Raw genomic sequence first — 14013 nt, 5'->3', positions numbered from 1 at the left:
CTATCATTTACCTCCACCCGAACCGCTTGCTAAATCCCCGCCTTGCTGCTCTCCCTCTTTACGCTTACCTCCAACACCCGGCTTATCTCCTACCAGCGGCTTACCTTGCGAAGCCATAGCAGCATCCTTAAGGAAAGCTGCTCCTTTCTTTACTAAACCAACGATTTTAGTGGGACTTGCCGTTACTGCATCCATATTAGGACCATTAGTTAAATCAGAAGCAAATCGCCCTATAGATTTAGAGAAGTAATAAAAAATAACCGAAAATACTAATACGCATAAAAGTTCTGCTAAAATAGATACAACATCTCTAACAATTGATTTTATTGGAAAAAGTATCAATAAATGCTCTTCCCAACCTTTACCTGCATAATATTCTAACATTTTATATCCAAAACTTTCCTGACATTGATCTGCCCCGCCAACAGGAAGCCTTAACTCAAAAGTACTAAATCTAATATCCCCTTTTTCATAATCATATCTAAGGAATTCACAATTTTTAAATATTGCGGAATCATACATAGTTATTAATAAAGCTATAAAACCTGCTACTACTGCCGGCTGCAATGCACATGAAATACATACTTTTAGCCACCCGTCAAAATAAGCTTTTGTACGAGTAAATAGAGCCATAGGAATGAATATAGGAGAAATATATGTCATAACGTAAATAGTAATCATGCAAACTAAATAATGCGTAATAAAATATAAAAGTATAGATAAAAATATTACAGAAAATACTAAACCTGCTGCAAGTATAATAACATTTCCGGCCATAAAGAATCCAAACATAACGGTAAAAAATCTAAGTGCTCCTGCTTTACTTAAATCCTTCGGTCTGTCATTTTTGCCTTCAGGATCAAAATTAGGTATAGGTGTATTATTACCACGGGGACCATTGCCGACCACATTCCCTAACACTCCATTCTTATCTATATTATAAAGTAAATCCAAGCCAAAATAATAACCTATACGGCAATCAATCGCGTCCCATAAACCGTAAAATTTATAACCGTCCTTATACTTTGAATTATCAAATTGACATAATCCTCTAGAACCTGCTGCATTAAAGATCATCTGTGCAAAGTCCGGTGCTGCTCCTGTCAAAAGAGGTAATCCATATTTTAACATACCGTTTTCTTTTGTCGGCTGACCGCCGCTAAAATCTAAAGGTCCAAGACCGATAGAAAAATAAGCAACAAATAAGAATTTTATTACAAAAAGAGCTATTTTTTCAGTACTTGCATATTCTGTATTTAGAGCCATATTAAAGGCAAAAAACATAGTATAAAGAATTAATGCCGCACCTATAATTCTCTTTAAATAACCTTGAAACGTAGAAAAAGCAGCAAGATTAGTTATTCTAGAATTTTGATCTTGAGCACTACAACTCTTTCCAACAAAAAATATTTTATTAAGCGTTTCACTCAAACACTGAACTGCAAGACCGGAAAAATTAATTAACGATTGACTATAATTTGCTCCCGTATAGCAACTTTTTCCTATATTACAATTCTCATCCTCAGAAGGAGGTGGAGTCGGTGTAGCACTCAAAGATTTACATGCTACCGGCATCGGTCCCCTTGACGTAGGCATAACTAAACATAGATCATTATCCCATTTTTTAACCGTTAAAACGATATTCTTTAATACAGGATTTGCTCCAAGATCAGGATTATCATCGGTACTTAAATCACTAATCTTTTTAGAGTCACCTTCATTTAAAGTATACATGGTGCAAGGGCTACTACTACCTTCTACATTTTTAAAACAAAACGTTATACTAGACGCAACTGAGTTACAATTACCTCTCGGATCCTTCATATCAATATTACGAATTATATAGCCATATGCCGTGTCCGTTTCTAAATACCCATCTGAAGTAGTCGGTAAACTAGAACATGATTCTCCAAAGCCGGCAAAGCTAGCTAAGCTTACAGACGCTATACAAACTGTAATAAATATCTTTAAGGTTTTAAGAGTTTTCATTAGAACTATTATCTTTTTTTTCTGTTACTACACCGCTTTTTACTAACTCATCCCATGCCTTTTCAGCATTTGCACGTCGTTCTGATATTTCTCCTCCTTCTTGTTCTCTTACTCTTCCTCCTCCACTTGCTACTAGTTCATTCCATGCTTTTTCTACTTTTACACGTTTATCTCGAATCTCTGCATTTTCCCGTATCTGTTTCACGCCTGTCGGATTATCATGTTCCTTTAAGTTAAAACTATAATCAATTACTCCTGTACCTTTACTTGTGCTGTCAACTTTTTCTTGTGGAGCTGCATTATCAACTTTTTCCTGTGAAGGCGGAGTATTATCAATCTCTTTTTTACTTTCTTGATTATTATCTCTTATGATTTTTCCAACACGTGGTGCAGGTGTAGAAATAGAAGTTCTAATACTAACAGACGGTGGTGAAACAGCTTCTGTAGGAGCAGGAGGAGTAACAACATCTGATCTTGCTTCACTACTTACAGTTTTTGGGCTAGAAGTTGCTACAGAAGACGAAGCTGTCGGCGTTGTTACCGCAGGTGCCGACGTACCTCCGCTTGCAGCAATATTATCATTTGGTAGTCCGCCTTTCCCTACCTCTAAATCACTTGCTCCTCCACCTTGACCAGCTTTTAAATCACCAACTCCTCCTCTACTTGCTATCTGATCGCCCCCCTTAGTTGCAGCACCCGCAGTAGCAAGTACTGCCATAGCTGCCTTAAATATTGCTTGCGGTTTTATAGCAACATTATTAAGAGCTACTCCTTCCGTCATATCTGCAGCAAATTCAGCTAGCTGACTACTAACATTATACATCAAATACAATGTAAAACATGCCATAACTAACGCAAGCAAAATATTTTTAATTTTCTCAAAAAGCACTTTTGGAGACATGAAAAACATTCCGGGCCCTAAAACTACTCCTGATAAAAACTGGAATTTAGCAAGAAATTTATCGGTAGTGGTATTACCCGGTTTACTATCGACAATTTCACTTACACTATCTTTTGTAAAGTTAAATACCGTGGTAATAGGATTATTTAACATATAACCTAAACTATTTTGACAGCTTTCTACGGCATCTTTATCAGGATACTGTGACGTATCATCCCAATCATTATTAATGTAAAATATTAAAACATCCCTCTTAGAAGTAATGCCACCTTGAATTTTGTCTTCTATACTATTGTGAATTAACTTGCTCTTATATTGACATTTACCGTAGAAACCATAATCATATACCGAAAACATCGTGATCATAAAAGTAACTACCACCATAGGTTGTAGCAAGAACGAGATCATTAGTTTAACCCAGCTCTCAAAATAATTTCTTGTATATGCGAATAAAAACATAGGTACAAAAAGAGGAGCCAAAATACCGAGTATTACTATAGATATCATACACATAATCGTTGCATTAACCATAAAGGCAGCAACCGAAATCACAAGTAACGGATAAGAAAGAGCGAGTGACACCAACATCATATTACCGGAGATTATCGCCGGAATTAGCAAATAAATATATGGTGGAGCACTAAAACTAAAGAAATCAAAATTTAAAAAATCATGACTGCGATAAGCATTTTCGACAAGTAACGTAGATAATATATCAAGCCCTAAATAATGAGCTACCCTACAATCTAATGCATCCCATAATGCAATATAAGAAACAGTACCGTCATAAGAAAGATTGTTAAATTTACATAAACCGGACGGAGCAGCATTCATAACCCAACTTGCTAAACCGTTTATACCGTCAAGTAAGAAAGGAAACGCCCACTGAATCATGCCGTCTAACCGGTCATACGGAGAACCATTACCAGGGGTTATATTAATTCCTATTGAAAAATAAGTTACGAATATCATTTTCAATATAAAATTTATATACTCACTTTTTGGCGGCACTTCACCTGCAAGTAATAGTTTAAAGCCAAAAAACATAACATATAAAGTTAGAAAAGCCGTAACTATTTTATACATTCCTACTTGAAACTGAAAGAATACACTATCTTGCCTTGAAACCAAATTAACCACTTGGCTTACATTATCAAAACTACAAACATCTTTACTAATTAGTAATCTAGCAATCATTTGCCTCATACATTCTATAAGAGGAGAAGTCATGACTACTGCAGTTTTTGAAGCATTATAAGCTTTTTGATAACATCCATCACCCGCTGCACTACAGGAAACTAAAGCTAAAGGATCGGTAGGAGTTTTATTTGGATCCTCAATAAAATCCTTATCTGCTACATCCATAAAGCTATTATACATGGATTTTGGAAACGGCTCTTTCATATATTTACAGCCAACGGGAACGTCTCCTGTAAATCCTTTTGTCGATACGCATATTCTATCTTTATCTTGAATAACTTTCCAATATATTACAGGAAAGCCTAAATCAAATGCAAAACCATCCTCACCGGCTTACCAACATATGGAACATGATATTCCTTTTTTTTATTTGCCCACGCTGTCTTTATATCATCCCAAGGGTCGCTCCCTGTTAAGACGGCTTTAGCAATAGCAAGTGCCGATTCTGCAACAGATTTTGCCCGAGATACAATTAATTTAGCATTATTACATAAAGCAAAGCGTAATTCTGGATTTTTAGGATCAATTCTGTTTTCACGAGTACATTGACCTCGGGAAAATTCCCAAAGTTACTATCGTTAAATAAATCACTGTCGTTTATTTTAAGCTTTAAAAACGTATTCATGTATAAAACGGGAGAGACAAGATTCATTACCGCAAAAGTAAAGAACGGAGCAACAATACATGTATGAGAAAATTCAGTACGCAGCAAATCGCCTACGCCTTGGGTTTCGCAAGTTAAGCCACTCAAAATATCTACGATGCTATCAAGAGTATCTTTAGCATGAGTTTTAGTAACTATCCCTAAATTTAGGGCAAAGCTTAATACTAATGTTATAAGTATACTACGAGGAAATAATTTCATAACTAGTTACTTGCCTCGCATTGTAAAAATGTCATCCCGTGGCTTGTCCACGAGATCTCAGAATACAGTCTGTGAGACAAGATCCCGTGGTCAAGCCGTGGGATGACAGACAGGCATTTATAATGTTTTAACTGCTGCATAAAATATAGGTAACCATTTATCCGGATCATTGCCGTGTTTCTCTCTAATTTGATCGAGCAATATTACAGTCTCAACTCTACCGGATAAAACACTGATTATGTTATCCATACCATCTAAGCTAACTTTTGCCACTACGGCATCTATTCCTTGTTTTATTAAAAAATAACGTGTAGTAGGGTCGGTAGTTTTAATTAAAATATATTCTCGTTGACTTAACATAAATGCACTACGATAAATATCCGTAGCTTTCAAATTAGGTAAAAAAATCTGCGTAGCTGTTTGTTGAATCAACGTATCACTAATTCTACTTTTTGCAGCATCTTCGACACTCTGCGTAGCAAATATAACAAAAGTATTTAATTTTCTCAACACTTTTAACCAATCTTTGATCTTAGGTGCAAATACCGGATTATCGATTAAAGCCCATGCTTCATCAAGTACTATCATAGTTTTCTGCCCATCTAAAGAGATATTAATACGATGGAAAATATATAGTAATACCGGTGCAAGACTTACAGGATCTTTAAGTAATTCAGTCATATCAAAACCGAATACTCTTACTTTCTGTAAATCAATATCATCTATTTCATTGTCAAATATCTTAGCGTGTGAACCTTTACCAACCCACATTGCAATCCTACTTGCCAAACTATTTGGTGTATCAATACCAAGAAATGCTATAACATTACTAAGCCTTCTATCTCGTTTTGCTAATCTAAAATTACCGCTTACCGCTTGAGATAAGATTTTATTATCTTGTGCAGTTAAACTTTCACCGTTAGAAGTTACAAGCACACGAAGCCACTCTAAAATAAACGTTCTATTCTCACTAGTATCTTCAAGCTGTAAAGGGTTAAAGTTGCATTTTAAACCCGGATCAATTACTGTATAAACTCCGTTTAAAGCACGTATAAATATTTCTGCTCCTCGATCTTTATCAAAAAAGAACATACGAGGTTTGAATTTTTGTGCTTCAGCACATAAGAAATTCATAAGAACTGTTTTACCGGCACCGGTTGGACCGATAATGAGAGTATGTCCAACATCCCTTACATGGAAATTAAAATAAAACGGTGTACCTGAAGTAGTATCAAGTACTGTGACATATTCTCCCCAATGGTTATCTCTAATTTTACCGAGCGAATAATTATGTTGTGAGGCAAAGCTAGCCATATTAAGAGTATTTATAGTGGATTTACGCACTATATAATCCATATTTCCCGGCAACTGTCCCCAATAGCTAGGTTCCATGTTAACTTTTTCTCTAACCGGCTGAATTCCTGAATTAGAAAGCTCAACTGCTGCCATTGACAATATATCTTCCAAAGCTTTAATATTATTTGCGGAACATAAAAGCGATAAATGATGCTCACCGAAAGCGATATCACCGCTGGTGGCCATATCAAGGGCCGTATTAATTTCAACAATTTGTGAAGTAGCTTTATCACCGGATTGTATCATTCTATTTTGCTGTAATTGCATTTTACCGATCGCTACTGTTCTATTAACAAAGACAAAGCTTTGCGTCATAACAAATTCAAAAGGCATTTGCAGGAATCCGTCAAAAATTCCTGCCGAAGTATTAGGACCGTATTCAAGTATACTGATCATTCCAGCATATTTCTTGCCAAGCGGACTTCTTGCTTCAATAGTACGAGAATCAAAAAATAAGCGATGAGTCGGTAAATACTCGTCAATAGTACCACGCGGTAATGCTATAGGACCCGGTGAATCGCCGCAATTGATTAAAGATGAAAGGAATTCTAAAATTTCACAATAACTACCTGACTGCGTTTGACGAACTCCAAGTAATCTTGCTCCGTAACTTCTGAATGTATTAATCACTCTAGTTGACATTTCTTGAAGATTTTCTTTCATCTCTTTCATGTCGTTTTCCCAAGCGGTTTTATTAGATTTCTGTCTAAGCTTCTTTAGAAAATACTCAACTATAGCAACACCGCCAGTATCAGGCTTATATAAAATACTAACATATAATTCATTAAAAAACGACCTAGCCCCAGCATGTTTCTTACGCCATTCTGCACCTAAATAAGTAATAAAATCATTAGGGACTTTTACGGTAGGATCATAAGTAAATTCCGTATCATCAAATATTACTGCTTTACGTCTTCTAATAGTATGGAAATACATAACGACATTTCCCGAGACCATATTTTTAAGTAAGGCATTTCTGATATTCTTTTTAATGTCTAGATCTTCATCATCAGCAGTTTCAAAAGAAAATCCATTTATTTTAATAACTTGTAATAAAGAATTATCTTTTGTTAAAATAGTATTACTATCCCAATGACATTTATAAGGAATAAAATGCGAAGTGGGTCTTTCTTGTTTAGACCTTAATTCTTTAGCGGCTCTAGTTCTAAATAATTTCATTACCTCACCTGATTTAACTATTTTGATTTATTTTGTCAGTTATACCTCTTTTTATGTCATTCCCGCGTAAGGCGGGAATGACATAAAACTCAAATATTATACGAATTTGCTCCGTAGTAAAATTTATTAGGACATTGGCTAGTTCTTGACATTTTATTTAAATATAGCTCTATGAATCTCGGTTCTTTAAAACATATAATATAAGCTACCAAATGCAAAGCAGCTGCAATGAATAAAACCATAATGCCGTTATTCCAAATAAATACTATCATCGTCATTATCATATTTAATGCAGCAAACTTAATACTTACTCCAAATATCATCGGCGGTCTAGTTAACCCTACAAATAAAGGATCGGATGCTAATGCTCCTGCCATAAAAAACCTCTATTAATTTATATTAATATCAAACATAGTTGACAATATTGAATTCGGTGCTTCACTATTCACAAAATGTACGTAACCATTATTATTTTCAAGGGCATTAACTGCTATCTTAATTAATGCTTCTTCGATGAAATTATTACTATCATCTAACATTGATTTCAACAAGTTAATATCTCGTATTTTTATATTATACGGAAACGTCTCGGATACCTGTAATATCTCATATGGCAATATTAAATGTTCTGTACTTAATGCAGTAGCAATTGTTGCTAACGTTAAGTTAACATTTAATAAATGCGTTTTCTCCTGATCGTCGCTCGCAAACGGTGCTATCACGGATATAATATTATTATCTGCAAAATTTAATAAAATTTCTGGATTAATCATAATAGGCTCGCTTAAAAAACCAATATTTATAACATCATGATTTACAATTTTTCGGTAAGATAGTTTTGATTTTTTTGCTTGCAGTAAATTAGCATCCTTACCTGAAATACCAACTGCATAACAACCTATACTACTTAACTTTGTTACTATAAGCTTGTTAACGTAACTGGATAAAATTTCCATAATAATAGGATTATTTAGAGAACTATAGTCGCTTATTTTACTAATTTTTTGACTAAACTTTTCATCTATTTGTGATATTAAAGACGAACTTCGTAAATCAATATGATCATGTACTATATATATTTTAGCACCGCACATCTCAAGCAATCTAACAGATTCAATAAAAGCCGTAAATAATTTATCGTCAATAATAATAGTAGCAGGTAATTTTAGAACTATTGCTTGATTCTTCAACTCACTACTACACTTTATTATATTCTTAATTATAGCAATGTTATTTAATGAAGAAATACTATCTACCTCTTTATTTTTGAGGTTTGATGCATTTTGCCAAACTAGCTTTAAGTTCTCTTGCACCTTCTTTACTCCTATTGCTTACATACATAACATTACATGAGTAGTTTAAAGTTGCAAGAAAATTCTGTGCTTCATCGTGAAGGTTTTTATGATCCGTAACTTTATCGGATTTTGTGAAAATAATTTGAAATTCTCTTTTATTTGCAAGTAATAGATCAGCTACTTTCTTATCATTTTCTTTTATACCCCTTCTTGAATCAATCAATAAGTTAACTAACCTTAAATTATAACTATTTCGTAAATAATAACTAATTAACACTCCCCACTGCTCTTTGACTGATATAGGAACATTAGCAAAACCATAACCGGGAAGGTCAACTATAATAAGTTTATCTGCAAGGTTAAAGAAATTGATTTGCCTAGTACGCCCTGGAGTATTAGAAACTTTAGCAAGATTTTTATTACTACATATCGTGTTTATTAGGCTTGATTTGCCGACATTTGACTTACCGACAAAAGCAATTTCCGGTAATGAAAAATTGGGGATTTGATTTATATTCATAGCACCGGCTACAAATTTAGCTTGATGACGAAAAAGCTTACTGCCATCAGTTGATTTTGTAGGCACTATTTTCTGAGTAGTCATAATTTGCTTTCGTATTGGATGTAAGGCATTGCCTGCGTGAATACCAAGTCGTCATTGCGAGAAGGCATTATTGCGTGGTTCGGTAAAATTCGCTGTGTTACCCCGTGGCTTGACCACGGGATCCAGTTAAAAATACTATATTAGTATTTTTTATTGTTTTTATGGACCCCGTGGTCAAGCCACGGGGTAACACAGCGAATTTTACCGAACCACGCAATAATGCCTTCTCGCAATGACAGGAAAACCAAACCATGCAACAACACTGAGTTAGGAATGGCATCAGCAGACTTCAATAACGCTATAAGTGAGCTAGCATGACATTAAAAAATATGGTAGCGGGGGCTGGATTTGAACCAACGACCTTCAGGTTATGAGCCTGACGAGCTACCGAGCTGCTCCACCCCGCAATAATTGAGAATTGACGATTTATCTGTGTTATATTTTGTTGTTAGTGTCATTCTTGCGTAAATACCGAGTAGTCGTAGACTGCACGGCAACCCAGAAAAAATAATAAAAAAATTCTATAAATCAAAATTGTTTACTGGATTGCTTCATCAATTGCTATGCAATTTCCTCGCAATGACGATTTGTTATCCACAAACAAAGCCTAGCTAGCTTCTTTCTTACTACCGAAAGAAAGACCTGAGAATCTTTTATTAAAATCACTAACACTTTTGTTCGATTGATTTACTACATTTCCGGAATCTTTATTCCATGCCGGATGCTTTCTAAAATCAACATCCATTAAAATTTCACCTGTAGGATGAGTAGACATTGTTTCAAAAACATCGCTTCCTACTTTAATCAAAAACTTTTTATATTCTGGATGTATACCGCTTTTCATAATGATTTTGCTGTTTTAGTCTGAATTATTTTTTTCTTAATAGCTCTAGCGTTACTTGATAAAACATTATCATCGGCTTTTAGAATATATGCATCAAAACCCCGGCTTTTTCCACTGAACTAATACATCTAGCATTAACCGATAATCTATATTCCCCGGCTGTTATATCACTTGTAAACTTAACCGATCTTAGGTTAGGTTCAAAACGTCTTCTAGTTTTACGCTGAGAATGTGATACATTGTTGCCGTATAAAACACCCACACCTGTGAGTTCGCACTTACGAGACATAAGCTAAATACCTTAAAACTTATAAAATATACTTCAAGTAAATGAAGAGTCATATACGAAGATCAACTTCAAAAAGAGCTAAGAGTTCACACGCCGAGAAGCGGAGCTTATACTTAACAAGTGAGCACCGCAGATCTTGTAGAACGACGTAGCCAATTTTGAAGTTCATCCAGTATATACAATAGATAAAGAATATAAAGCAATACTCCCCTAGTGTCAAGAGATAATTATTTTGTAGCTAAGTATTAGCTAATGCTTGATTTTTATTAAATAACAGAGTTTTATATAAAAATATAAATTAATTAAACTATTATAAATCTATGCTTATTAATGGGAAGCCAGTTCAAGGTAATATCACCGGACTAATTAAAAAATTAGGCGAGTTGCCTTCAAGTTTTCCTGAATATATTAGTAATCTTAATCCAAAACCATTAAGTACAAAGGAGCAAATTGATCATAATCAAGCAGCTTTTTGTATAATGAAGGATTAAAATTATATAGATAATCATCTTGTTGCTCTTAAACAACTACAACAAGCTGAACAAATTGCTATAGGTCAAACTGACAGTAATTTTCTTTCCTACTTTCCTATATTAATACTATGATAGGACGTAGCTATCAACAGCTAGGACTGTTTGATAATGCTATTCAACAATTTCAAGATAGCATAGAGAATTCTTTTGAAGCAAAACAATATTATAATGTCGAAAATTCATACTAAAGAATTAGTCACTGCACATCAACCACAAGGAACATTAGCCAAGCTAAAGAATTAATGGCAAGATTAGCTTTAGGAGCTGCTTATAAAACTCAAAACCGTAAAAAAACTTCAATAGCGCAGTATGCATATGCTTACTAATTACAGCAAGGTATAGTTGATTATGAAGCTGTTCGTGTGGAACAGCATAAAGTTGGTTTTTCTGATAAAGAAAAGATAGGCACTGATAACATTCAACAATGCGTTGCTGTAATTTTACATGATCCATTAACTAAAAAAACTGCATTAGCCCATGTTGACAGATTTACTGATGCTGGTTCTTTAACACATGATGTAATAAGCAACTTTCCTCCTAATACTCAATTAGAAGCTTATTTAGTAGGAGGGCGTGATAGATCTGCAGTATCAATTTCGGCATCAGATGGTAATATTCGTAAAGTAACACAAGAATTAACTAACCACTTTAACGTAAATATAAAATCTGCAGATATAGAAGACAAGGGAGCCCCATTAGGAATTATATTTGATCCAATAACAGGTAACTGTTCCGGATAGAGAGGATAAAACAACCACTGCTAGACAAGTACATTTAAGTATAGGAAGTAATACTCCTGTACTTTATAAAGCTTTTGATTTCACTAAAAATAAAAATATACCTAATCGCTCTTTAAATGAAATCCAACAAAAACATATTATTCAGCAATATTTATTAGGATCTAATCAAAATCCTAATTCTATGGACACATGGCAATCTAATCAAATATCAAGACCACTTACTAAAGTAGCAGAGGAAATTCAAAAAACTAATCCAAAATTAGTAAAAAATGTAGTAACTAAAAATATTAATAATCGAGTTCACGAATTGAATCTAAAGGATCAAGAACAAACAAAAATTGTAAATAATTTAATAGCTAAAACTGATTATTTATTATCTAACAATTTAAATCCGTTGGAAAGTGTACGTTCAGAAATTAATAAAACATTAGCACTTACTCATTCTACCTACCAACAAGATAGTAATATTAAAAAATCCTGGATACAAAAAAGTGTACAAAAAATAAAAGATTTGTTCATAAATATTTTTAGTAGTAATAAAACAAAAAATGAACCAAAATTAAACTTAACAAGTGATAAGATATTAAAAAAATATAAGTACTAAGACAAAAATAGCTGCACCTAGCTATACTCTTCCCAATAAAAATATTGCTTTACACAAAAATAATCAACAAAGTAAATAAACTATGCAAATTGAAATTAACTCACAAGAATATAAAATTTTTGATATAAATGATGATTTAGTAATTTATACTAAAGATTTAAATGAAGAGATTGCCTGTAGTTTCTTTTCCGTAAAATGAAATAAAATAGCATTAGCTAGAAATATTAATTCACAACAGTTAGAGCAATTAATTACTGACTTTAATCAGAATGAATTGATAGAACAAGATTTAATAAAAGTACGAATAATTGGAGGTAATGATTCGCCTGAATCATCTAAATACTTGGAAGATATTCGTACTACTTTAAATGGTATTGATAATAATACTAATATGATTAATATAATAGGTTTAGATGCATGTAAAAATATACATCCCAATTCTTTTGAATTAGATGGCTATCACGGGGAGTTAGAGCTTTAGATTAATTGTAGAATATTAAATTGATACTATTAGAAGAGAAAATAGCTGAGATGTGGGGCGTCACTAATAGCAATATTTATCTTTATGGTCCATTTAGTAAAGAAATAAAGATAGGTACGATGTATTTATACGTGAAATAGGCACAAGACAAGCCTAACATAGTACCGATAACGATTATACGGAATTTTGCAGGACTAAAAATTAAAATAACTATTCCAAGAATAATTACTATTTTTATTATATCATCTGTCGTATAAGAGCTAGAATTTATAGCATAAACATTTAGATTTATACCTAGAAATATTATTATACATAATAAGTTCTTAAACATTTTATACCTCTATAGGCCCAGTAGTTAATCCATTTATAAATTGTTTTAAATAAGGATTATCACTATTACGCATTTCATCTTTACTACCGTACCATTTAATTTTTCCTTGATAAATCATAGCTACTTCTTTAGCTATTTTTGCGGCACTAATCATATCATGAGTTATAGTAATCGTAGTTGCCTCTAACTCTTCTTGGATTTTTATAATTAATTCGTTGATAACATTTGCCATGATAGGATCAAGCCCTGTGGTCGGTTCATCAAGAAATAAAATCGACGGTGTACTACAAATAGCCCTAGCAAGGGCTACTCTTTTTTGCATTCCTCCCGATAATTCGGCAGGGTAAAGCTCGAGTATTCTAGGAGATAAACCAACGGCATTAAGCTTTGCACCGGCAAGGTCGTTTTTTTCTTTCCTAGATAATTTTTTAGTCTCGAAAGTAATATTATCACGTATATTTAAGGAGTCAAATAATGCTCCGCCTTGGAATAAAAAACCTATACCATCCATAATCTCAAATTTTTGTTTACTTGAGATATCTTGGATTTCTACATTATCAATAAAAATTTTACCTTTATCAGGTTTAATCAATCCTACTATATTTTTAATTAGAACTGATTTGCCACTACCAGAACCACCTAAAATCACCAATGAACTACCCTTTTTTACATCCAAATCTATTCCGTCTAACACCTTATGATTAGCAAATGATTTATATAATGACCGAATTTTAATTTTAAATTCTTCTACACTCATGCATACTCCAAATAAACAAAAAAACTTTATACTCGTTTAATTTGG

11 protein-coding genes, 1 tRNA gene and 3 pseudogenes are annotated in these 14013 nt (G+C 33.5%); 4 read left to right on the top strand and 11 right to left on the bottom strand.

Annotation, left to right across the window (positions count from 1 at the left end):
• Positions 1 to 3 precede the first annotated feature (3 nt).
• The 9 genes and pseudogenes from ACSFFC_RS03185 to rpmB form a co-directional block, all read right to left on the bottom strand.
• The gene (locus tag ACSFFC_RS03185; RefSeq protein WP_014410353.1) at positions 4 to 1989 is read right to left on the bottom strand and encodes a TrbL/VirB6 family protein; all 1986 of its coding nucleotides are present in this window, start codon (positions 1987 to 1989) and stop codon (positions 4 to 6) included.
• Positions 1976 to 4955, bottom strand: a pseudogene (locus ACSFFC_RS03180) (TrbL/VirB6 family protein). The gene ACSFFC_RS03185 and the pseudogene ACSFFC_RS03180 overlap by 14 nt, the downstream one beginning before the upstream one ends.
• Positions 4956 to 5072: 117 nt before the next feature.
• Positions 5073 to 7490: a VirB4 family type IV secretion/conjugal transfer ATPase gene (locus ACSFFC_RS03175; protein ID WP_014410351.1), complete on the bottom strand. Its 2418-nt coding sequence runs from the start codon at positions 7488 to 7490 to the stop codon at positions 5073 to 5075.
• A gap of 89 nt (positions 7491 to 7579) precedes the next feature.
• Positions 7580 to 7867 carry a type IV secretion system protein VirB3 gene (locus tag ACSFFC_RS03170; RefSeq protein WP_014410350.1) on the bottom strand — a complete coding sequence of 96 codons (288 nt, stop codon included), beginning with the start codon at positions 7865 to 7867 and terminating at the stop codon, positions 7580 to 7582.
• A gap of 12 nt (positions 7868 to 7879) precedes the next feature.
• The gene (locus ACSFFC_RS03165; protein WP_014410349.1) at positions 7880 to 8803 is read right to left on the bottom strand and encodes an amino acid kinase family protein; all 924 of its coding nucleotides are present in this window, start codon (positions 8801 to 8803) and stop codon (positions 7880 to 7882) included.
• Entirely contained in the window at positions 8751 to 9389 is a 639-nt protein-coding gene (yihA, locus tag ACSFFC_RS03160) for a ribosome biogenesis GTP-binding protein YihA/YsxC (protein ID WP_012719386.1), read from the bottom strand. The genes ACSFFC_RS03165 and yihA overlap by 53 nt, the downstream gene beginning before the upstream one ends.
• A 330-nt stretch (positions 9390 to 9719) precedes the next feature.
• A tRNA-Met gene (locus ACSFFC_RS03155) sits at positions 9720 to 9796 on the bottom strand.
• A gap of 200 nt (positions 9797 to 9996) precedes the next feature.
• Positions 9997 to 10233, bottom strand: coding sequence for a 50S ribosomal protein L31 (rpmE, locus tag ACSFFC_RS03150; protein ID WP_004996719.1), 237 nt, complete (start codon positions 10231 to 10233; stop codon positions 9997 to 9999).
• Positions 10230 to 10522 (bottom strand): annotated as a pseudogene (rpmB, locus tag ACSFFC_RS03145) (50S ribosomal protein L28). The gene rpmE and the pseudogene rpmB overlap by 4 nt, the downstream one beginning before the upstream one ends.
• A gap of 320 nt (positions 10523 to 10842) precedes the next feature.
• Between rpmB and ACSFFC_RS03140 the strand changes: the two are divergent.
• From ACSFFC_RS03140 to ACSFFC_RS03125, 4 genes and pseudogenes are all read left to right on the top strand, one after another.
• Positions 10843 to 11013: a hypothetical protein gene (locus tag ACSFFC_RS03140; protein ID WP_014410348.1), complete on the top strand. Its 171-nt coding sequence runs from the start codon at positions 10843 to 10845 to the stop codon at positions 11011 to 11013.
• Between the two features lie 284 nt (positions 11014 to 11297).
• Positions 11298 to 11795: pseudogene (locus tag ACSFFC_RS03135) on the top strand (hypothetical protein).
• Positions 11796 to 11976: 181 nt separating this feature from the next.
• Positions 11977 to 12399: a hypothetical protein gene (locus tag ACSFFC_RS03130; RefSeq protein WP_014410347.1), complete on the top strand. Its 423-nt coding sequence runs from the start codon at positions 11977 to 11979 to the stop codon at positions 12397 to 12399.
• 274 nt (positions 12400 to 12673) lie between these two features.
• The gene (locus ACSFFC_RS03125) at positions 12674 to 12880 is read left to right on the top strand and encodes a hypothetical protein (RefSeq protein WP_499217219.1); all 207 of its coding nucleotides are present in this window, start codon (positions 12674 to 12676) and stop codon (positions 12878 to 12880) included.
• Positions 12881 to 12962: 82 nt separating this feature from the next.
• Here ACSFFC_RS03125 and ACSFFC_RS03120 read toward each other — a convergent pair whose 3' ends face one another.
• Together ACSFFC_RS03120 and ACSFFC_RS03115 are read right to left on the bottom strand one after the other, a co-directional pair.
• Complete coding sequence (locus ACSFFC_RS03120) at positions 12963 to 13211, bottom strand: DUF5510 family protein (RefSeq protein WP_004996738.1); 249 nt, start codon at positions 13209 to 13211, stop codon at positions 12963 to 12965.
• A gap of 1 nt (position 13212) precedes the next feature.
• The gene (locus ACSFFC_RS03115; RefSeq protein WP_014410346.1) at positions 13213 to 13968 is read right to left on the bottom strand and encodes an ABC transporter ATP-binding protein; all 756 of its coding nucleotides are present in this window, start codon (positions 13966 to 13968) and stop codon (positions 13213 to 13215) included.
• Positions 13969 to 14013 lie beyond the last annotated feature (45 nt).

Source organism: Rickettsia parkeri (assembly GCF_051427245.1).
Lineage (GTDB): Bacteria > Pseudomonadota > Alphaproteobacteria > Rickettsiales > Rickettsiaceae > Rickettsia > Rickettsia rickettsii.
Note: the sequence above shows the minus strand (reverse complement) of the source record. Positions and strands in the feature narration are given on the sequence as shown.

Coding starts and splice junctions, on each gene's coding strand:
- ACSFFC_RS03185 (WP_014410353.1), bottom strand. CDS start 1,989: ATGAAAACTCTTAAAACCTTAAAGATATTTATTACAGTTTGTATAGCG.
- ACSFFC_RS03175 (WP_014410351.1), bottom strand. CDS start 7,490: ATGAAATTATTTAGAACTAGAGCCGCTAAAGAATTAAGGTCTAAACAA.
- ACSFFC_RS03170 (WP_014410350.1), bottom strand. CDS start 7,867: ATGGCAGGAGCATTAGCATCCGATCCTTTATTTGTAGGGTTAACTAGA.
- yihA (WP_012719386.1), bottom strand. CDS start 9,389: ATGACTACTCAGAAAATAGTGCCTACAAAATCAACTGATGGCAGTAAG.
- rpmE (WP_004996719.1), bottom strand. CDS start 10,233: ATGAAAAGCGGTATACATCCAGAATATAAAAAGTTTTTGATTAAAGTA.
- ACSFFC_RS03140 (WP_014410348.1), top strand. CDS start 10,843: ATGCTTATTAATGGGAAGCCAGTTCAAGGTAATATCACCGGACTAATT.
- ACSFFC_RS03130 (WP_014410347.1), top strand. CDS start 11,977: ATGGACACATGGCAATCTAATCAAATATCAAGACCACTTACTAAAGTA.
- ACSFFC_RS03120 (WP_004996738.1), bottom strand. CDS start 13,211: ATGTTTAAGAACTTATTATGTATAATAATATTTCTAGGTATAAATCTA.
- ACSFFC_RS03115 (WP_014410346.1), bottom strand. CDS start 13,968: ATGAGTGTAGAAGAATTTAAAATTAAAATTCGGTCATTATATAAATCA.